This window comes from Cohnella hongkongensis, from assembly GCF_042654645.1.
Classification (GTDB): domain Bacteria; phylum Bacillota; class Bacilli; order Paenibacillales; family Paenibacillaceae; genus Cohnella; species Cohnella hongkongensis.
This window is the reverse complement of the sequence record NZ_JBHSEP010000012.1, coordinates 41,575-60,620: the sequence shown is the minus strand read 5'-3', so window position 1 is coordinate 60,620 and position 19,046 is coordinate 41,575. Positions and strand designations below refer to the sequence as shown.

General features: G+C 60.0%; 18 protein-coding genes. 15 read left to right on the top strand and 3 right to left on the bottom strand.

Annotation, left to right across the window (positions count from 1 at the left end):
- Window positions 1-57 precede the first annotated feature (57 nt).
- Together ACFO3S_RS16485 and ACFO3S_RS16480 are read right to left on the bottom strand one after the other, a co-directional pair.
- Window positions 58-273 (bottom strand): hypothetical protein, encoded by a 216-nt coding sequence (locus tag ACFO3S_RS16485; RefSeq protein WP_378098441.1) that lies wholly within the window; start codon window positions 271-273, stop codon window positions 58-60.
- An 87-nt stretch (window positions 274-360) separates the two neighbouring features.
- Window positions 361-1,182, bottom strand: coding sequence for a hypothetical protein (locus ACFO3S_RS16480; protein ID WP_378098438.1), 822 nt, complete (start codon window positions 1,180-1,182; stop codon window positions 361-363).
- A 334-nt stretch (window positions 1,183-1,516) separates the two neighbouring features.
- On the opposite strand from ACFO3S_RS16480, the gene ACFO3S_RS16475 reads away from it, so the two are divergent.
- Window positions 1,517-2,305, top strand: a complete 789-nt coding sequence (locus ACFO3S_RS16475) for an SDR family oxidoreductase (RefSeq protein WP_378098435.1) — start codon at window positions 1,517-1,519, stop codon at window positions 2,303-2,305.
- Between the two features lie 65 nt (window positions 2,306-2,370).
- On the opposite strand, the gene ACFO3S_RS16470 is transcribed toward ACFO3S_RS16475, so the two are convergent.
- Entirely contained in the window at window positions 2,371-3,051 is a 681-nt protein-coding gene (locus ACFO3S_RS16470; RefSeq protein WP_378098432.1) for an SOS response-associated peptidase, read from the bottom strand.
- A gap of 192 nt (window positions 3,052-3,243) precedes the next feature.
- Here ACFO3S_RS16470 and ACFO3S_RS16465 point away from each other — a divergent pair, with 192 nt between their 5' ends.
- From ACFO3S_RS16465 to ACFO3S_RS16400, 14 genes are all read left to right on the top strand, one after another.
- Window positions 3,244-3,960, top strand: coding sequence for an HAD family hydrolase (locus ACFO3S_RS16465; protein ID WP_378098429.1), 717 nt, complete (start codon window positions 3,244-3,246; stop codon window positions 3,958-3,960).
- Between the two features lie 20 nt (window positions 3,961-3,980).
- Window positions 3,981-4,832, top strand: coding sequence for a MurR/RpiR family transcriptional regulator (locus ACFO3S_RS16460; RefSeq protein WP_378098646.1), 852 nt, complete (start codon window positions 3,981-3,983; stop codon window positions 4,830-4,832).
- A gap of 22 nt (window positions 4,833-4,854) precedes the next feature.
- Window positions 4,855-5,589 (top strand): MBL fold metallo-hydrolase, encoded by a 735-nt coding sequence (locus tag ACFO3S_RS16455; protein ID WP_378098426.1) that lies wholly within the window; start codon window positions 4,855-4,857, stop codon window positions 5,587-5,589.
- 23 nt (window positions 5,590-5,612) lie between these two features.
- Window positions 5,613-7,205, top strand: coding sequence for an ABC transporter substrate-binding protein (locus ACFO3S_RS16450; RefSeq protein WP_378098423.1), 1,593 nt, complete (start codon window positions 5,613-5,615; stop codon window positions 7,203-7,205).
- A gap of 14 nt (window positions 7,206-7,219) precedes the next feature.
- Window positions 7,220-8,164, top strand: coding sequence for an ABC transporter permease (locus ACFO3S_RS16445; protein WP_378098420.1), 945 nt, complete (start codon window positions 7,220-7,222; stop codon window positions 8,162-8,164).
- A 5-nt stretch (window positions 8,165-8,169) separates the two neighbouring features.
- Window positions 8,170-8,988, top strand: a complete 819-nt coding sequence (locus ACFO3S_RS16440; RefSeq protein WP_378098417.1) for an ABC transporter permease — start codon at window positions 8,170-8,172, stop codon at window positions 8,986-8,988.
- 11 nt (window positions 8,989-8,999) lie between these two features.
- A complete protein-coding gene (locus tag ACFO3S_RS16435) occupies window positions 9,000-9,995 on the top strand; it encodes an ABC transporter ATP-binding protein (protein ID WP_378098414.1) in 996 nt (331 codons plus the stop codon).
- Complete coding sequence (locus tag ACFO3S_RS16430) at window positions 9,983-10,960, top strand: ABC transporter ATP-binding protein (RefSeq protein ID WP_378098412.1); 978 nt, start codon at window positions 9,983-9,985, stop codon at window positions 10,958-10,960. Before ACFO3S_RS16435 ends, ACFO3S_RS16430 begins: the two co-directional genes overlap by 13 nt.
- The gene (locus ACFO3S_RS16425) at window positions 10,957-11,772 is read left to right on the top strand and encodes a metallophosphoesterase (RefSeq protein WP_378098409.1); all 816 of its coding nucleotides are present in this window, start codon (window positions 10,957-10,959) and stop codon (window positions 11,770-11,772) included. Before ACFO3S_RS16430 ends, ACFO3S_RS16425 begins: the two co-directional genes overlap by 4 nt.
- A gap of 135 nt (window positions 11,773-11,907) precedes the next feature.
- On the top strand, window positions 11,908-13,449 hold the full coding sequence (locus ACFO3S_RS16420; RefSeq protein ID WP_378098406.1) for a M14 family zinc carboxypeptidase: 1,542 nt from the start codon (window positions 11,908-11,910) through the stop codon (window positions 13,447-13,449).
- 199 nt (window positions 13,450-13,648) lie between these two features.
- The gene (gene speE, locus ACFO3S_RS16415) at window positions 13,649-14,521 is read left to right on the top strand and encodes a polyamine aminopropyltransferase (RefSeq protein ID WP_378098403.1); all 873 of its coding nucleotides are present in this window, start codon (window positions 13,649-13,651) and stop codon (window positions 14,519-14,521) included.
- A 227-nt stretch (window positions 14,522-14,748) separates the two neighbouring features.
- Window positions 14,749-15,396, top strand: coding sequence for a hypothetical protein (locus ACFO3S_RS16410; protein WP_378098400.1), 648 nt, complete (start codon window positions 14,749-14,751; stop codon window positions 15,394-15,396).
- Window positions 15,372-17,765: an ATP-binding protein gene (locus tag ACFO3S_RS16405; protein ID WP_378098397.1), complete on the top strand. Its 2,394-nt coding sequence runs from the start codon at window positions 15,372-15,374 to the stop codon at window positions 17,763-17,765. The genes ACFO3S_RS16410 and ACFO3S_RS16405 overlap by 25 nt, the downstream gene beginning before the upstream one ends.
- A gap of 7 nt (window positions 17,766-17,772) precedes the next feature.
- Complete coding sequence (locus tag ACFO3S_RS16400) at window positions 17,773-18,867, top strand: response regulator (protein WP_378098394.1); 1,095 nt, start codon at window positions 17,773-17,775, stop codon at window positions 18,865-18,867.
- Window positions 18,868-19,046 lie beyond the last annotated feature (179 nt).

Here is a 19,046-nt window from a genome sequence, read left to right as displayed (position 1 = left end):
TTTTTCAGAGATTTTGGGCTTGGCCGACAGGGCGATGGCTGTCCCGGAGCGCTCCGCCTATCTCGCTCTCAGCTCGAAGATCTCGCATTCGCCGCGGTCATGGTAGGCAAGATCGCCGACTCCGGTCTGGACGACGACGGTGCGAGAGTCGAAGCGTACGATAACGCCGCCGGAATCGATAATATGGTCGTCCTTGAACACGCGGATGCGCACGCGGCTCTCGAAGGCTTCCTGGAAATCCTGGTCGGTCGTCAGTCGAATATTCCTGGCCATAAGGGGGGGCCTCCTTCTTCGTTATCGCGAAGGGGAGTCCCTTATGCGATAGTCGTGGACTCTATTATACCTTGTTATGAGCGTCAGCTACAGATGACGGGCTTTCGTGACGGCGATGACGCTCGCGATCTTCCCCTCCAGAACGTAGATTCTCTGCTGATCCGCGACGATCTGCTTGACGGCGGCGACGAGTGAGTTCAGCGATTGGACCGCGCTGCCCGGGTCGTTCTTCTTCAGGGCGTACTTGAAGTTCGACCATACCGGAGACAGCCCGGCCCGCGTCCGGCTCATGCTGCTGCGCCGGTCCTTAATCTGAATCTTGAGCGGGTCGATCGCCGACAAGGAATCCCGCGCGGCCTTGATTTTGGCGGAGGCGGCGGCTTTGGCCGCCTTGTGGGCGTCGTTCTTCGCCTTCATATCCTCGCGGGCCAGTCGGACGGGCAGCTTCATCGCTTCGGCCTGGAAGCTGAGGGCGCTGACGAGCGTCTTGCTCTTAACCGACCGGGCCAGCGACAGCCGCTTGTTCAGGGAGGCGTAGGAGTCGAGGAGCGGCTTGTAGCGGGCTTTGGCCTGCTGGGCTTCGGCGGCCAGGCGGGCGATTCTGGCGGCGTCGATCTCGCGGATCTGCTTGCGGACGAGAAGAACCGCCTCCTCGTTGCGATGCTTCAGCGTCTTGATGTCGGCCGCCATCTTCTTGTCGGCCTGAAGCTGAACGTCGAGCTCGGCGTACAGCGTGCGCAGCCGGGCAGCCGTCTTGGCGTCCGCCGAAGCGGCGGTCTTGTCGAGCGAGGCTTTAAGGGAAGCGGTCAATTCGACGGATGCTGCGCCGGCGGGCGCAACGACGATAAAGGACAGCAGGAGAGCGAGGAGCGGGACGAGACGGCGAAACGGGACGGATAAAGGCGGCATGACGGATTCCTCCTTGGTTTGTGGGAATGGACGGCAAAAAAGCACCTGCAAGAAGGCTGGCTCAGCCTTGCTTACGGGTGCTTCCGTCGTAAGTGGAAAATTTCGTATTGTTCGTTCAATATACCGGACTCCGGCAAAGGTGTCAAGCTTTTCCTCCTCCCGAATTCTCGCTCCGCTTCGCGTCGGGGCAACCGCCAGCTCGCCGCCGGCGAAAGGAGTCTTAAGGCTGTTGCGCCGGGACCGTCCATATGGCACTCTAAGCTTAAGCTGTTGGCCGTTAGCATGAACGCCGTCAAGGCAGCCATCGACAGATGACGAAAGGGTGCTGCGAATTATGGATTTAATGCTGAAAGGGAAATCGGTATTCGTGGCGGCGGCGAGCAAGGGCTTGGGCAAAGCCGTCGCGCTGCAATACGCGAAGGAAGGGGCCAGGGTAACGATCGCGAGCCGAAGCCTGGACCGGCTCGCCGAGGCGCGCAGAGACATTCTGGAGCAAACCGGGGTCGAGGTGTCGACGATCGGGATGGACGCATCCAGGGACGAGGATATTCGCCATGCGATCCGCACGGCGGCCGCTGCTGCGGACGGGCTGGACGCGCTCGTCACGAACGCCGGAGGTCCGCGCGGCGGCTTCTTCTCCGATATGGAGGACGCCGATTGGACGCGGGGCTTCGAGCTGACGCTGCTGAGCACGGTCCGGATGATTCGCGAAGCGCTGCCCTTCATGAAGGCGGCTGGAGGCGGCCGAATCGTCAACGTGTCGTCCGTCTCCGTCAAGCAGCCGATCGAGGGCTTGATTCTGTCCAACGTGTTTCGTGCGGGGGTGTATTCCCTCACGAAGAGCTTGGCGACCGAGCTGGCTCCCTACGGCATTCTCGTCAATACCGTTGCGCCCGGCCGAATCGGAACCGACCGGATCGCCGAGCTCGACGCCAAGAGAGCGGCGGATCTGGGGCGAACGCTTGAGGACGTCCAGGCGGAGGCCGTCTCGCGCATTCCGCTCGGCCGGACGGGGACGCCGGAGGAATTCGCCCGTCACGCCGTATTTTACGGATCGTTCGCCAACACGTACGTCACCGGCCAAGCGCTGCTCGTGGACGGAGGGACAACCCGAGGGCTGTAAGCTGTAAGGCAGCGCGCGGAGGGCTCGGCCGGACCTGCCGGCGCGCCGACGGCGAGCGGCTCCGCTCAGAGCGGGGCCGGCTGCTCCGCGATGCACGCCTCCGTATCGTTCTTCACGTTGCCGACGGCGGAGGACACCGGGTAGGCCCGCATCCTCTCCGCCGGATACGGACGCAGCATAGCCATGAGCGCCTGGATGTCGCTGTTGCCCCGGTCCAGCCATAACGCTTCGTCCTCCGGTTTCAGGATGGCCGGCATTCGATCGTGAATGTCGGCCATCAGACCGTTCGGGGCGGTCGTAATGATCGTGCAAGTGCCGATTCTGCGGCCGTCCGAAGCCTGCCACGTATCGTACAGTCCCGCCATCGAGAATAGAGAGCCGTCCTTCATCGTAATCCTCATCGGCTGTTTGCGCCCGCCCTCCTTTCGCCATTCGTAGAAGCCGTCCGCCGGGATAATCGCCCGCTTTCTCCCTACCAGCGTTTTGAACGAAGCCCGCTCCAGCAGCGTTTCCGCCCGCGCGTTAATCATGCGGCTCCCGATTCTGTCGTCCTTCGCCCACGAGGGCACAAGCCCCCATCGAAGCTCGCCGAGCCTGTTCTTCCTCCCGTCGTGAATAACCGCCCACACCTCTTGCGTCGGAGCCACGTTGTAGCGCGGCGCCGCGTATCGGGCCATCGGCTGCTCGATCAGATAACGCCGCACCAGCTCTTCCATCGTCACGACGATCGTGAATCTTCCGCACATCGCTCGTCCCTCCTTTTACAGTCATTGAAGCATAGCGGCGCTCTTCGTTCAAGCGGGCCGACTGCAACTTTTACGAAAATACGATCTGCAATTAACGCTGTACAAATACTCGCTCTCTATGATGGAGTCGTGAAGGAAAGACAACATTTCAGTAAATCTGAAGGAAATCCTACATCGGGAGCTGCTTAACGAATGATTCGCTATTTATGGTTTGACCTCGGTTACACGCTGGTGAGAACGAACCGGGAGGAGGCGTATCAGAGGGTGCTGGAGCGCTTCGGCGTCTACCGCAACCGGGAGGAGATCGCGATCGCCTATCATCTGACGGACAAGCTGTTCATGCGGGAGTATCCGGGCGTGCTCGGCAAGGACGGCCGGGCGTTTCTGCCTTGGTATACGGGAGCGCTCAACTATCAGCTGCGGCTGCTGCTGCCGATCGACGAGGTGCTGCAGGCGCATCGGGATATCGCACGGGAATATCCGGTCAAATGGCAGGCCTACGACGGGGCGAAGCGGACGCTGAGTTACTTGCGGGGCCTCGGCTACCGGCTCGGTCTGATCTCGAACTGGGACGGGTCGGCCAGGGAAGTGCTTGCGCTCAACGGCCTGGACGAGGAACTGGACGACATTCTGATCTCCTCGGAGGTCGGGATCGAGAAGCCGAGCCCGGACATTTTCCGCATGGCGCTCGCCCGGGGCGGGGTGTCGGCGAGCGAAGCGCTGTATATCGGAGACAACTATTACGACGACGTAGTCGGCAGCCAGAAGGTCGGCATGCACTGTCTGCTCGTCAACGCTTACGGCAACCGCGGCATCGAGGAGCTGTCGTACCGCCCGGTCATCTCCGGCATCCAGGACGTGGCGGCCTATCTCGGACATCCCCGAATGCCGCTGGATCATACGGGATAAGGAGTTCGGCGGCTGTGACCATGGCGGATAACATTCAGGCGCGCTTCGACGAGCTGAGCGTCGCGCAGAAGAAGGTCGCGCATTACATTCAAACCCATATGCAAGATGCGGTGATGTCGTCCGCCCAGCGAATCGCCGACAAGTCCGGGGTCAGCGAGGCGACCGTTCATCGGCTGGCCCAGACGTTAGGGTACCCGGGCTTCGCGAGCATGCTTCAGGATTTGCGCGGACACGTGCTGAGAGATCAGCGCGCGGTGCAAAATTTCGTCTTCACGACGAGCCGCCAGGAGGAGTCCTGGATCGAGAAGCATTTTATGCAGGAGATCGACAATCTTCGGGAGACGATGGCCGGGACGGACAAGGCTCGCGTCCGCCAGGCCGCCCGGATGCTGCTGGACGCTGACCGGATCTGGATCGCCGGATGGCGGATGGGGCTGTCGGTCACCTCGTTCTTCAGCTTCGTTCTCAAGTACATGCTGGGCAATTGCGAGTTGATCCCCCAGGGAGGTGTTGCGGAATACGCATCCTACGTTAAATCCGGCGATCTCGTATTCGTGTGCGGCTTTCCCCGGTATTGCTCGCGGACGCTCAAGGTGGCGGCGCTGGCCAAGGAACAGGGAACGAAGGTCATCGCGTTGACCGACTCCGCGCTGTCGCCGTTCGCGAAGCTGTCCGATCTGACGCTGCTGGCGGCGTGCAAGTCGACCGGATTTCTCGATTCCTACACGGCGGCGTTATCCGTCGTAAACGCGCTGATCAACGAAATCTCTCATCTGGAGAAGGCTCGGGTCAAGCAGAATATCGAGAAAATGGAAGTCATGTTCAAGCAGTTCCAAGACAACTTCGAATGGACGAACAGGTCCAGACCTTAATTGCGGCAGGAAAGGATACTCCATGAACATTACGGTAATCGGCTGTTGGGGAGCGTACCCCGAGAAAAACGAAGCGACCTCCGGCTATCTGGTCGAATGCGGGGGAAGCCGCATCCTGCTCGACTGCGGCAGCGGCGTTCTGTCCCGGCTGCAAAGCCATTGTCCGTTGGAAGAGCTGGACGCGGTCGTCCTGACGCACACCCATGCGGATCATATCGCCGACGTCTACAGCCTGGAATTCGCGATTCTGGTTCTTATGCAGATCGGCAAGCGGTCCGTTCCGCTCGACGTCTACGTGAACGAAGCGGAGATCGGCAGCCTCGCCTTCGAATACCCGGATTGCATTCGCGTGCGCCCCGTCCGGGCGGGCGGCGAAACGAGAATCGGGGACGTCAGTCTGGCCTTCTCCGAGACGGTGCACGAAATTCCGTGCCTGGCCGTCAGGCTGACGTCCCCGGACGGCAAAGCGCTCGTCTATTCGGGAGACAGCGGCTACTGCCAGGCGCTGATCGAGCTGTCCCGTTCGGCGGACGTGCTGATTATCGAGAGCAGCTTTTACGAGGCTCAAGCGGGCAGGATGAAGGGGCATCTGACAGCCGGAGAAGCCGGCAGGATCGCCGCGCTGGCCGGCGCGGGGCAGACGGTCTTGACGCATCTGCCCCACTATGGAGAATTGGATCAATTGGTTGCGGAAGCTTCGCGGCATTATAAGGGGCCGATTCGGCTCGCTTATTGCGATATGAAAATCAACATCTGAGGATGAAAGGGGTTTTTCTCTTGTTGAAGCTGAAAAGATCGCTCGTGCTAGGCTGCTCTGTGTTGATGTCGGTGTCGCTCGTCCTGTCCGCCTGCGGCGGCAATTCGAACCCGGAAGGGGCCGGCGGATCCGCGTCGCCGACGAACGGGAACGCTTCGGCGCCGGCCCCGTCCGCATCGGCCGGCGGGGGGAAAGTCGAAGGCGGCACCGTGCGGGTCGCGATGGCGACCGAGCCGGACAACCTCGATCCGTACCTGTCCGCGGCGACGGATACCGGCTCGATGATGGACAACGTGTTCGACGGTCTGTTCGAAGGCGGGGAGAACAGCGACCTGGTTCCGGCGATCGCGGAATCGTACAGCGTCTCCGAGGACGGGCTGACGTATACGTTCGTACTGCGGCAAGGCATCCGATTCCACGACGGTTCCGAGCTGACCTCGGAGGACGTGTACTACTCGTACGCCAAGCTGTCCGGTCTGAACGGCAAGGAGCCCCTGTCCTCGAAGTTCGCGGCTATCGAAAGGATCGACACCCCGGACGACGCTACGGTCGTCGTGAAGCTGAAGGAGAAGGACGCGGCTTTCCTGGCGGCCAACATTGTCGCCATCGTCCCCAAGGACTACGAGGAGCAAAGCGCGAAGCCGATCGGAGCCGGCCCGTTCAAGTTCGCCTCGTACACGCCGGGACAGCAGCTCGTGCTCGAGAAGAACGAGGACTTCTATAACCGAGACATGGCGCCGACGCTCGATCGCGTCGAATTCAAGTTCATGCCGGACGCGAACGCCTCCGTGCTGGCGCTGAAATCCGGCGACATCGACATGGTGCCGGGCATCTCCGCGCAAGGCGCTCTGCAGCTGGGAGAAGGCTTCAGCATCGTATCGGGGCCGCAAAACATGGTTCAGCTGATGGCTCTTAACCATTCAGCGGAGCCGCTGAACGACGTGAAAGTGCGCCAGGCGATCAATTATGCGGTCGACAAGGACGTCATCATTCAGACGGTGGCGGAGGGCAACGGCGCCAAGCTCGGCTCCAACATGAGCCCGGCGATGAAAATGTACTATCAGGAAGGCCTGGAGCAGCGCTACGAGACGAACGCCGAGCAGGCGAAGCAGCTGCTGAAGGAAGCGGGCTACGAGCAGGGCTTCGATCTGACGATTACCGTTCCGTCCAACTATAAGTTCCACGTCGACACGGCGCAGGTCATCGCCGAGCAATTGAAGGCCGTCGGCATCCGGGCGACGATCAAGCAGATCGAGTGGAGCAGCTGGCTGGAGGACGTCTACAACAACGCCAAGTACGAGGCGACCATCGTCGGCCTGACGGGCAAGCTCGACCCGCACGAGGTGCTGGGACGGTACGAGACGCATTATGCCCGAAATTTCTTCAAGTTCAGCAGCGCCGATTTCGACGAGCTTGTCGGCAGGGCGCGTCTGGAGATCGACCCGGACAAGCGGGCCGAGCTGTACAAGCAGGCTCAGACGATTCTGACCGAACAGGCCGCCGCGGTGTACATTATGGACCCGAGCCGTTCGGTCGCGATGAAGGACGGTCTGGAAGGCTTTAAGCTGTATCCGATTCAGAAATACGATTTCGCCGCTATGTATTACACGAAGTAACGAAGGAGAATGCAGTGAGATTCTACATCCGGAAGCTGGCGGCGTTAGGCTCGACCGTCCTGCTCGTATCGGTCATCACTTTTCTGGTCTTTCAAGTGCTTCCGGGCGATCCGGCCCAGATCGTGCTCGGCGTCGACGCCGATCCGCACCAGCTCGCCGAGCTGAGGAAGCGTATGGAGCTCGACCGCCCGGCAGCGGAACGCTATCTGATCTGGGTCAAGGATGCGGCTGCCGGGGATCTGGGCCAGTCTCTCCGATACCATCGGCCGGTGGCGGATATCGTCGCCGAGCGGCTGCCCGTGACGGTGTCGCTCGCGCTGATGTCTCTCGGGCTCACGCTGCTGATCGGCATACCTCTCGGCATCTATATCGCGCGGAAGGACGGCGGGCTTCCGGCGCTGCTGATGTCGGCGTTCACCCAGCTCGGTCTGGCGGTTCCGTCGTTCTGGCTCGCCTTTATTCTGATCCTGGTCTTCTCGGTCGCGTTCAAATGGTTTCCGACCTACGGATACGTGCCCTGGAGCGAAAATCCGGCGCAGGCGCTGCGGTCTCTGTTCCTGCCCTCGCTCGCTCTCGCCGTGCCCGGCATCGCCGTCGTGATCCGGTATTTGCGCAATACGCTGCTCGACCAATTTCGCATGGATTACGTGCGAACGGCGAAGAGTAAAGGGCTGCGCGACCGCCTCGTCCTGTACCGCCACGTCCTGCGCAATTCGCTTGTTCCGGTGCTGACGATCGTCGGTCTGCTCATCGCGGATACGCTGGGGGGCAGCATTGTCGTGGAGAACGTGTTTGCCTTGCCGGGTCTCGGCAATCTGCTGATCACTTCGATCGGCACGCGCGATCTGCCGCTGCTGCAGACGATGGTGCTGTACATTGCGGTCATTGTCGTCTGCATTCATTTTATTGTCGACATCCTGTACCGGGTCATCGACCCGCGCATTCGATTGAAAAGGTGAACGAGATGAATTGGAAACGGCTGATCCGCAACAAGCCGTCGGTCATCGGAGGCAGTCTGATTCTGCTGCTGCTGGGGCTGATGGTGACAAGTCTGATCTATACCCCGTACGGGCCCAACGAGATGAATACGGCGATGCGCCTCGCTCCGCCGCAGGCGGATTATTGGTGGGGGACGGACAATTTCGGAAGGGACATCTTCAGCCGGATTATGGAAGGGACGCAGACGGCTTTCCTGATCGGATTCTCATCCGTGGCGATCGGCCTTTTCTTCGGGCTGCTGATCGGCGCTCTGGCCGGTTATGCGGGAGGCTGGACCGACGAGATTCTGATGCGCGTCATCGATGCGAAGCTGGCGTTTCCCGGCATTCTTCTGGCGATCATGCTCGTCTCCGTATTCGGACCCGGGCTCGGCAATACGATCGTCGCGCTCGGTCTGATGAGCATTCCCGCATTCGCCAGAATCGCGCGCAGCGGGTTTATCCAATACAAGGAATTCGCATTCGTCCAGGCCGCCAAGGCGCGGGGAGCGGGACCGCTTCGCATCGTCTTTCTCCATATTCTGCCGAATATTTCTTCGCCGCTTGTCGTGACGGCTTCTCTTCGCTTCTCGGGGTCAATTCTCGCCGAAGCCGGCCTCAGCTATTTGGGACTCGGCGTGCAGCCTCCCGACCCGAGCTGGGGGAGAATGCTGAGCGAGGCTCAGCCGTTCATCGCGAACGCGCCCTGGTACGTTCTGATCACGGGCGCGGTCATTACGGCAATGGTGCTCGGCTTTAACCTGTTGGGAGACGGAATCCGGGATGTATACGACAAGAAAGGTTAGGAGGAGGCGTCATGGGGAGCGCGCTGCTTGAGGTATGCGACATGGAGGTGACGTTCCGGATCGGGAAACAGGCGTATCCGGCGCTTCGGCAAATTTCCTTTCGGGTGGAGGAGAAGGAAACGGTGGGTATCGTCGGGGAGTCCGGCTGCGGCAAAAGTCTGACCTCATTGGCGGTGATGGGGCTGCTGCCCGAGACGGCGGAGATGACCCGGGGCGCGATGACGCTGGACGGCAAGCCGCTGGACCCCGCGTCTCCGGAAGATTGGAGCTCGATCCGGGGCAGGCAGGCGTCGATGATTTTCCAGAATCCGATGTCGGCGCTGAATCCGCTCATGCCGGTCGGCAAGCAGATCGCCGAGATGGCCTCCATCCATCTGTCCGTTCCGACGAGGGAGGCGAGACGGCTGGCGACGGAGATGATGGCGCGGGTCGGCCTCTCGCGCGTCGAGCGCCTGTACGGCGACTACCCCCACCAGCTCTCCGGCGGCATGATGCAGCGGATTATGATCGCAATGGCGCTGATCTGCCGGCCGAAGCTGCTGATCGCCGACGAGCCGACAACGGCGCTGGACGTGACGATCCAAGCGCAAATTCTCGATTTGCTGAACGAGATGAATCGGGCGATGGGCACGGCGATTCTCTTTATCTCTCACGATCTGGGCGTCATTCGCGAGGTTTGCGACCGGGTCGTCGTCATGTATGCCGGGTACGTCGTGGAGGACGCTCCGGTCGGGGAAATTCTGGAGCGTCCCAAGCATCCGTATACGACGGGATTGCTTCAGTCCTTGCCGAGTCTCGGCAAGAAGGGGCGACCGCTGTACGCGATTCCCGGACGGGTGCCGCCCTTGGCCGACCGGGGGACGGGCTGTCCGTTCGCGGGCCGCTGTCCGAGCGCGACGGAGCTTTGCCGCTCGAAGACTCCGGAGCTTCGGGAAGTCGAGTCCGGCCACCGGGTTCGCTGTCACCTCTACGAAAGCGACGGGAGGGCGGTAGAATGGAGACGCTGATCGAAGCCCGGGCGCTGGCCAAGCATTATCCCGTTTCGAAGCGGAAACTGCTGGAGAAGCGCAGCGTGCTGCGGGCGGTGGACGGCGTATCGTTCCGTATTCGCGAAGGTGAAATCTTCGGCCTGGTCGGGGAAAGCGGCTGCGGCAAGTCGACGACGGGCCAGATGCTCGTGCAGCTCGTCCAGCAGACGGCCGGAGATCTCCTCTACCGGGGACGCTCGATTCAGGGGCTGACGGACAAGGAGATGAAGGCGCTCCGCCAGGACATTCAGATCGTGTTTCAGGATCCGTATTCGTCCCTGAACCCGAAGAAGACGGTCGGCTGGCTGCTCGAAGAGCCGCTGGTCGTGCATCGAATCGGCGATAAGGCGTCAAGACGGAGAATCGTCGCGGAGACGCTCGAGCAGGTCGGGCTGGACACGAGCTATGCCGGCCGGTATCCGCACGAGCTGAGCGGAGGACAGCGCCAGCGCGTCGGAATCGCCGCGGCGCTGGTGCTGGCTCCCAAGTTTATCGTCATCGACGAAGCGGTGTCGGCGCTGGACGTGTCGGTTCAGGCGCAGATTTTGAATCTGCTTAAGGAGCTTCAAGAAAAGCGCGGCTTAACTTATCTGTTCATCTCCCACGACCTGAACGTCGTGGACTACATCAGCGACCGCGTCGGCGTGATGTACCTGGGCAGGCTGGCGGAGATTTTTACGGTCGGGGAAGGGGGCGGAGAGCCGCTTCATCCGTACACCCGGGCGCTGTTCTCTTCGGTTCCCGACGTGTCCGGGAGGAAGCGTGGAGCGGCGCTCCAGGGCGAGGTGCCGAGTCCGATCGATCCGCCGAGCGGCTGCGCGTTCCATCCGAGATGCCCGCTGGCGACGGACCGCTGCCGCACGGAGGCGCCGGAGCTGAAGCATGTCGGCCCGGGTCACGAAGTCAGCTGTCATCACTACGAGGAGGGGAACGTCACACCGTGAACATAGGCGTGATATCGGATTTGCACGTCGATCTGAACGAGCTGGAGGGCGATTTGCCGATCGAGGAAGCGCTGGCCGAGGCGGTCGGCGAACGGGAGCTGGACGGACTGATCGTCGCCGGCGACATCTCCAACGAGATGAATCGCAGCCTTGCCGTGCTCCGCTGGTTGAAGGAGCGGTGCGGAATTCCCGTCTGGTTCGTTCCGGGCAATCACGATTACTGGAGCAAGGACAACGGAATTCGCGACACCTGGCAAATATACCGGCAATACCAGGCGTACGAGGACTGCCTGAGCGAGAGGCCGTGCGAGCTTGGCAACGGCTGGGTTGTCGTCGGCAACTCCGGCTGGTACGACTATACGATGGGCGAGCCCGGCCATACGTTCGAAGACTTCGAAAAGATGCATGCGATGGACCGGACGTGGCAGGACAGCCTGTACGTGAATTGGGGGATGAGCAACCGCGACATCCACCGCTATTTCTACAGCAGTTTGGAGCGGGAGCTGGCGGCGCACGAAGGCAAGCCGATCGTGATGGTCACGCATATGCTGGGGCATCCGGCTTTCAAGGTGCCGATGCCGCACCCGCTGTGGTCGTATTTCAACGCGTTTCTCGGAAGCGAGGAATACGCCGGACTGTATCGGCGTTACGGCGTCCGTTACGGAATTATGGGGCATGTCCATTATCGGAAGAAACACGAGTACGAAGGGACAGAGCTCATCTGCGCCTGCCTCGGGTACCGCAAGGAATGGCGGCAGACGTCGGCGGTTCAAGAGATTCGGGACTGCTTGCAGACGATTGCGCTGGCCTAGAAGAGAGAACCGCTGGAGCCGAGGCTTCGGCGGTTGTTTGTCTCCCGATTTTTATTCGCAGAGAAGGAGTTGCGCGGAAAATGTCGAAGCGTATGTTCTGACCATTCAAATTTGAATTCAGGAGATACGAGAGAGATGTCGTGCTTTAAGCGTTGTAGTATCCGGCTAAACCTGATTCTGCTATTTTCCTTATGTTTGACCGCGTTCGCCAGCGCGCTAGATCCGAGAGACGCGGCTGCTGCGGAAGCTATGTCTTCGCCGATCGTCAATCCCAAGCAAATCTATTCGTACTCTGTCATGACCCGCGATCTTAAAGCGCTCGCCGCCCGCTACCCCGGGCTGATCAAGCTCGGGTCGGCCGGCGTCAGCGAGTACGGGCGGGAGCTGTGGACGGCGGACATCGGGCGCGGTCCGGCCGTCATTCTCGTATTGGGCTCCCATCATGCGCGGGAGTGGGTCACGACGATCAATTCCATGATGCAGCTGGAGACGATCGCCCGCCAATCCGGGCAGGGCTCCTCCGTATACGGCGGATACCGGGCCGGAGACTTGCTCGATCGCGTCACTTTCCGGTTCGTGCCGATGGTGAATCCCGACGGCGTGACGCTGCAGCAGTCCGGCTTGGCCGCTTTTCCGACCGAGGCTCGCGCTTCCCTTGTTGAGATGAACGGAGGAAGCCGGAACTTCAAGCGCTGGAAGGCCAATGGCAAGGGTATCGATCTGAACCGTTCGTATCCCGCCGACTGGGACCATATCCACAACCCAGGAAGCGGTCCTTCCTATATGAACTATAAAGGAAAGCAGCCGCTTCAGGCCAAGGAAGCCCAGGCAATCTACGACCTGACGCTGGCTTCCGAGCCGGAGATCGCCGTCGCCTATCATTCCTCCGGCGAAATTCTCTATTGGAACTTTAAGACCGACCCGGACAACGTGAAGCGGGACAGGGCGATCGCCGTCGCGTACTCCGCCATGACAGGCTATCGGCTGTTCGAGCCGCTGGCCAACCCCTCCGGCGGGGGATTTACCGACTGGTTCATTCAGGAGTTCGGGAGGCCGGGGCTGACGCCGGAGCTTGGACGCAGCGCAGGACCGACGAACGTGCCGCTGTCCGAATGGGACCGCATCTGGAATCAGCAGAAAGACACCTTGTGGATGCTCGCCAGGGAAGGGTATTCCCTATGGCTCGAGCGGCAGCCCGTCTCCGAGCTGAGCGAGGAGGTTCGCCTGACCCGGGCGGAGCCGGGCTTCCGGTATCCGGATATGCGCTCCAAGCGCGAGGCGCTGCTCTACCCGGGCCGTTACCCGGCGCTCAGGCAGAAGGGCGACTGGGTGCAAATTTCGTCGTCTAATGGCGTTGTCTGGGTCGCCTCCGGTCATGCGCTGATCGGCCCGTTCGAGAAGCTTGAAGGCCGGGGCGTCGCGGTTGGCCCCGAGACGGAGGCGTATTCGTCGCCGATCGCGGATCGGCCCGAAGAGGCGAAGCTCGAGAGCCAGACGGCGGTCGGCCTCGAACGCTGGCGGAACTGGCTGCTGATCCGCGCGGCCGAGGGCATCTTCTGGATCCAAGAGCCGCCGGAGCCGGAGCCGGATCTGGATGCGGAGCCGGAGCCGTCCGAAGGCGGGACGGGCACGGAAGCCGAAGATGAACGGCCTGGCTCGAACGGGGCCGACGCCTAGGCAGGTCCGCTGGCCCAAGCCGCCATGCTGCCTTGCTATCGGCAAGCCGCGCGAGGCAGCATGGCGGAGCCGGGGATGTCCCGGAAGTCAAATTTGGGGCATCCTCTGTTCCTTTTTTCCTCCTTTTTCGCCGTACAATCTACCCCTCTGCGTTTTTTTGATACAATAGAAAGGATAACGATGATGGGGAGGTTGAAAATTGAAACGGTTGCCCAAGTATATTCATAACTCACAGGGTACACTGTGGTTGACCGAGGACGAGAGGGACAATCTGAAAATCAGCTACCGAATTAAGGAAGTGTTGTTCGAGGAATCGAGTCCGTTCCAGCATGTGATGGTGCTGGATTCGTTCGATTTCGGTCCGATGCTCGTGCTCGACGGCGTCGTGCAGACGACCTCGAAGGACGGGTACATCTACAACGAGATGATCACTCACGTTCCGCTATCGGTTCATCCGCGCCCTAAAGACGTGCTCATTATCGGCGGAGGAGATTGCGGAGCCGCCAAAGAGGCGGCCAAGTATGGCAGCGTCGAACGGATCGATCTGGTCGAGATCGACGAAGTCGTCGTGAAGGCCAGCAAACGCCATATGCCGGAGGTGTCCGGCAACCTGTCCGATCCGCGGGTCAACTACCATTACGTGGACGGCGTCGACTTCGCCAAGCGGCAATCGGCCGCCTACGACGTCATTATCGTCGATTCGTCCGACCCGGTCGGACCGGCGCAGCAGCTGTTCGAGCCGGCTTTCTACGAGAGTCTCTACCGGGCTTTGCGCGCAGACGGGATGATGGTCTGCCAGAGTCAATCTCCGATTTTTCACGGCGATATTATGGAGCAGGCGTATCGCCGAATCGGACGAATTTTTCCTTACAGCAGCCTATACACGGCTGTCGTTCCGACGTATCCGGGAGGCTTGTGGAGCTTTACGCTCGGCTCCAAGAAAGAGCTTCCCGCTCCGGAGCGAATCCGTTTCGATAAATCCGCGTTGTATGCGAACGAGGAGCTGGTGCGCCGCTGCTTCTCGCTGCCCGCCTTTCTGAGAGAGAGGCTGGAACGCCGGCCGACCGGTTAGCGGCGTTGCGACGGGGCAGCTTGCGCAAGCGATAGAAGGGGCCGTTCCGGATTTCCGGAGCGGCTTCTTTCTGCTGCTGCGGCTCCCTCAGCGGCTGCAAAGCCGGTGTTTGACGATGCTCCTTCAGTACGATTGGCTTCACATGAACTGTTGCGAGACAAAAAGCAGGATATCGCCGAGAAATGTCGAAACAGGAGACAACGAGTCGGCATAGGAGTCGGGGCATCATGTTGAAGAAAGCGGTCTTTCGTTTACTGATCGGCCTGTGGCTGGCCTATGTGATCGCCCCTTACATACAACCGGACGACCCGGCCGGATGTGTGCGCATGACGCCCGGCGTTATGGATTATAGCGGATGCAGCTTTGACGGCCATTCTGTCTATAAGCTGGATGGCGAGTGGGAGTTTTTCCGCAATGCGATGCTCCCCCCTGATCGCATGGATGCTTCTCGGCTGTCTGATGCCGAATATATCGAGGTTCCCTCCTCTTGGAGCAGGACATGGACACTTCATCCCGAGGAGCGTCTCGGCTACGCGACGTATCGGCTTCGTCTCATCCTGCCTGAGAAACAACGGTCCTATGGGCTCCAGTTGACTCGAATCCTGTCGTCCAGCCAGCTGTATGTCGATGGCGAGCTGCTGGGCGGAAGCGGTCAACCGGGAACTTCAGCCGAAACGACGATCTCGGTGAGTCGGCCGTATACTGCCTATTTCGACACCGATGGTCCCGATGTGGAGCTCGTCATTCATGTCGCCAACTTTGCGTATTGGACCAGCGGAATCGCCGAACCGGTCTATCTGGGCACTGCGGAGACTATCAGCGACCGGGCGTTCGCCATGAGCGGTACGAATTGGCGGTTATCGTCAGTCTTTTGATCATGGGAGTCTATTATGCCGGTCAAGGGATACTGCATCGCAGAGACTCCGCATTCTACCTGATCTCCTTGTTTTGCCTCGTCACCTCTTTCTACGTAACTACAGCGGGAGATAAGCTGATCTATGAGCTTGTTCCCGGCCTATCCTACACGGTTCTATTGTTTCTGCAGCCTTTCTCTTCCTTGCTGGCGATAGGGCTTCTGACCGTATACTCCCACACCATTCACCCGATGAGAGACACGCGATTCGTTGCTTGGCTGATCGGCGGCTGGACCCTGGGATATTTCATCTATTCTCTTTTCGCCGGAATGGAGAGAGCAACCTTCCTCTTTCCCTTGACGATTACCGTCGTGCTGTCTGCCGGCTTCTTTCTCGTTTATGCGCTGTCCCGAGCGATTGCGAAGCGTATCACAGGCTCGGTTTACCTCTTGATCGCCCTGCTGGGGGCGGTCCAATTCGCCGCCGCTTATGCAGCGAATATTACGCTGTCCTATGACATCTACATACAGCCTCCGATCGGCATCTTTATTTTTCTCCTGGCCCAAGGATTGTTCCTCGGGGCGCGCAGCAAGGAAGCGCTGGACACGATCGAGACGTTGTCCGCGGAGTTAAGACGGCAGAACAAGGAGAAGGAAGAGTTTCTTCAGCACACCGCTCAGGAGCTGCAAACCCCGCTTCAGGCGATGACGCAAATCGTGCGGTCCTTGCTGCAAGGGGTGGGCGGAACGCTTACGAACCGGCAGCACAAGGATCTGACGCTTCTGGAGCATACGTCCCGGAGGCTGTCGTTCCTGATGAATGACGTCTTCGAATACGAGCGCATGAAGGATGGCAGCGTGAATCTCCATCGTCAGCCCCTGGAGCTGTCGGCATTGGTTGATGTGGTGCTGGAGGTGTTCCGGCAGTCGGGTAATGGGGAGCGGATTCGGTTGCAACATACGATTGCGCCTCGACAATTCGTCATACTGGGAGATGAAAATCGGATCACCCAAATTATCTATCATCTGATTGAGGAATCGATGCAGGGGTTAAAGGAGGGGCTAGTGGAAATCGACGCTGCTGCTGAAGGAACGGAAGTGCAAATTTCCGTAAGCGCTTCGGGGACTCGGGAAATCCCTCCTGCGCATGGAGAGGGAATGGGCATGGCCGTCAGCCGGATGCTGGTCGGCCTGCATCAAGGAAGACTGGCAGCGAAATCCTCGCCAACCAAGGGGAGTTGCCGTTATGTGATTCATCTGCCCTCGGCCCGAACGCCCGCGCTCGCCAGAGCGGAGCTGCAGGCGGACACGCGGAATGTGTCCAGCGTCGCTGAGATGGACGCTGAAAAGGGGAGTCTGGAGACAACAGCCATGGAGGAGCGGGATCTGGAGAGGCTGGGCCGGATTCTCCTAGTAGGCGAGCCTGTACAGATCAGGGCGCTGGCCGGTTTGATTCAGGCCGAGGGGGCCGGCGTGGCGGAAGCTCACAGCGGCAATGAAGCGTTGAACCTGCTGGCGGCGGAGACGGTGCCGGACTTGGCTATCATCGACGTTCTGCTGCCGGACATGTCCGGCTTTGCGCTGTGTCGGCAGATCAGGGTGACGCACAACGTCATTGATCTGCCGATCCTGATGACCACGGCCAACTCTCGGGTACGGATGAATGAAGCCGGCCTGGCTTCCGGAGCTAATGATCTGATCCGGAAGCCTTATGAGCCGGAGGAGCTGATGGCGCGGGTCCGCACCTTGGTCCAACTCAAGCGCACGGCCGCAAGCTTGCTGGACTCCGAGGTTGCCATGCTGCGGGCTCAGATTCGGCCTCACTTTCTGTTTAATGCGTTCAACACGATTATCTGGATGAGCAAGCGCGACGCAGTCCGGACGGGCGAGCTGCTGCGCGATTTAAGCCGTTTTCTGCGCGGTAGCTTCGATTTCAACGATGGGGAGTCGCTGATTCCTCTGGATAGAGAGATGTCCCTTGTTCGGGCATACCTCTCCCTGGAGCAAGCGAGGTTGGGCGACCGCCTGCAGGTCCATTATGAACTGGAAACAACCGACCCGATGATTCCGCCGTTCACCATCCAGCCGCTGGTGGAGAATGCTGTTCGACATGGGTATGGGGCGGAATCGGAAGCGCTGACCGTCGTCATTTCGGTGCGAAGAACAGAGGAAGGGGTCGAGATTCGGGTGACGGATAATGGCGTAGGAATGTCTGCAGAGCTGATCGAGCGCTGGAGGAGCGAGCATAAGCTTCCCCGCAGCGAGTCTTCCGGCGGTATCGGATTGTCCAATGTGAATCGGCGCTTGCAGCGGATGTTCGGGAGCGCGCTTGGCATTGAGGCGCGCGAAGGCGGCGGCGTCGTGGTATCCATGAGATTGCCCGGGAGGTGAAGCGAAGATGAAGCTGAATGCGATTATTGTTGATGATGACAGGCCTGCTATCGAGGAATTGGAGGATGCGCTGGCTTCGGCGGGACTGGCGGGTCGAGTGGAAAGCTATACCCGGGCTGCAGCAGCAATCCAGGCGATGAAGGAGAGCCGCCCGGATATCGTGCTGTTAGATATTCAGATGCCTGGGCTGAGCGGCTTGGAGGCAGCCCGGGAGCTGCGGCAGACGGCATCGGGGTGTGCGGTCGTCTTCGTGACGGCTCATGCCGAGCACGCCGTCGAAGCCTTCGGATTGGCCGCCTTCGACTATCTGCTGAAACCGGTCGATCCCGAGAGGCTGCGGCAAACGCTGGAACGCATCTGGGAGCGCAAGCAGCCGAAGACGGAGCCCGGCGCCGAGCGGACAGACATTCGCCTCTTCGGTTCGCTGCGGGTTGCAGGACCGAGTGGTCAGGTAAAGTGGAGGACGTTCAAGAGCAGCGAACTGTTCGCTTACTTGTACCTGAACCGGGAGGTGTCTCAGGATCGGATTATTGACGATCTTTTCCTGGACGGCAGGACGGATAATACCAAGGCGTATTTGCATACCAGCATGTATCAGCTGCGCAAGAGCCTGGCCGCAGCCGGTCTAAGCGAGCAGTTGAAGATCAGCTTCGACAAACAAAGCTACAGGCTGGAATCGATAAACCTGAATAGCGATATCGAGCATTTCGAGCAGATCGCCGACAGCTCCTCGCCGGGCAAGGAAGCGCTGTTCAAGGCAGTCAATCTCTATGGCGGAGGGCTGCTGGAGGGCATGAACAGTCTGTGGCTGGCAGAGCGGCGGGAGCGCAGTCGCAGACAATTTATCGCGATGGCTGCCCGGCTGGTCGAGCTGCTGCAGTCGGAGAGGGGATGGCGACAGGCGCTGGAGATCGTGCTGCGGCTTCACCTGCATGATCCGCTAAACGATTCGCTCGCTCTTCATGTCGCCCGCCTGTATGTCGAGCTGGGTCAGCGTCGATTGGCGGATGAATACATCCAGCGTTATCTGAAGCGGTACTACGATGAATTGGGGACGGAGAGCCTAGGGGTGGCTGAAGAATACAGGCGATTATTGGAGTGATAGTTTTACAGATTATCCCTTTTTGTTCAGCAGGTGTTCATTGTTCCCTTATACACTAATCCTTAAATCAAGGAAAGTGGCTGGGAACAGTGACGGAATTACGGCACGGGAACGGTCATACTGGCGGCATGCGAATAAACACCCTTTTTTATTTCGTGTTTATTTGCATGCCGCCAAGT

Coding starts and splice junctions, on each gene's coding strand:
- ACFO3S_RS16485 (WP_378098441.1), bottom strand. CDS start 273: ATGGCCAGGAATATTCGACTGACGACCGACCAGGATTTCCAGGAAGCC.
- ACFO3S_RS16480 (WP_378098438.1), bottom strand. CDS start 1,182: ATGCCGCCTTTATCCGTCCCGTTTCGCCGTCTCGTCCCGCTCCTCGCT.
- ACFO3S_RS16475 (WP_378098435.1), top strand. CDS start 1,517: ATGGATTTAATGCTGAAAGGGAAATCGGTATTCGTGGCGGCGGCGAGC.
- ACFO3S_RS16470 (WP_378098432.1), bottom strand. CDS start 3,051: ATGTGCGGAAGATTCACGATCGTCGTGACGATGGAAGAGCTGGTGCGG.
- ACFO3S_RS16465 (WP_378098429.1), top strand. CDS start 3,244: ATGATTCGCTATTTATGGTTTGACCTCGGTTACACGCTGGTGAGAACG.
- ACFO3S_RS16460 (WP_378098646.1), top strand. CDS start 3,981: ATGGCGGATAACATTCAGGCGCGCTTCGACGAGCTGAGCGTCGCGCAG.
- ACFO3S_RS16455 (WP_378098426.1), top strand. CDS start 4,855: ATGAACATTACGGTAATCGGCTGTTGGGGAGCGTACCCCGAGAAAAAC.
- ACFO3S_RS16440 (WP_378098417.1), top strand. CDS start 8,170: ATGAATTGGAAACGGCTGATCCGCAACAAGCCGTCGGTCATCGGAGGC.
- ACFO3S_RS16435 (WP_378098414.1), top strand. CDS start 9,000: ATGGGGAGCGCGCTGCTTGAGGTATGCGACATGGAGGTGACGTTCCGG.
- ACFO3S_RS16430 (WP_378098412.1), top strand. CDS start 9,983: ATGGAGACGCTGATCGAAGCCCGGGCGCTGGCCAAGCATTATCCCGTT.
- ACFO3S_RS16420 (WP_378098406.1), top strand. CDS start 11,908: ATGTCGTGCTTTAAGCGTTGTAGTATCCGGCTAAACCTGATTCTGCTA.
- ACFO3S_RS16410 (WP_378098400.1), top strand. CDS start 14,749: ATGTTGAAGAAAGCGGTCTTTCGTTTACTGATCGGCCTGTGGCTGGCC.
- ACFO3S_RS16400 (WP_378098394.1), top strand. CDS start 17,773: ATGAAGCTGAATGCGATTATTGTTGATGATGACAGGCCTGCTATCGAG.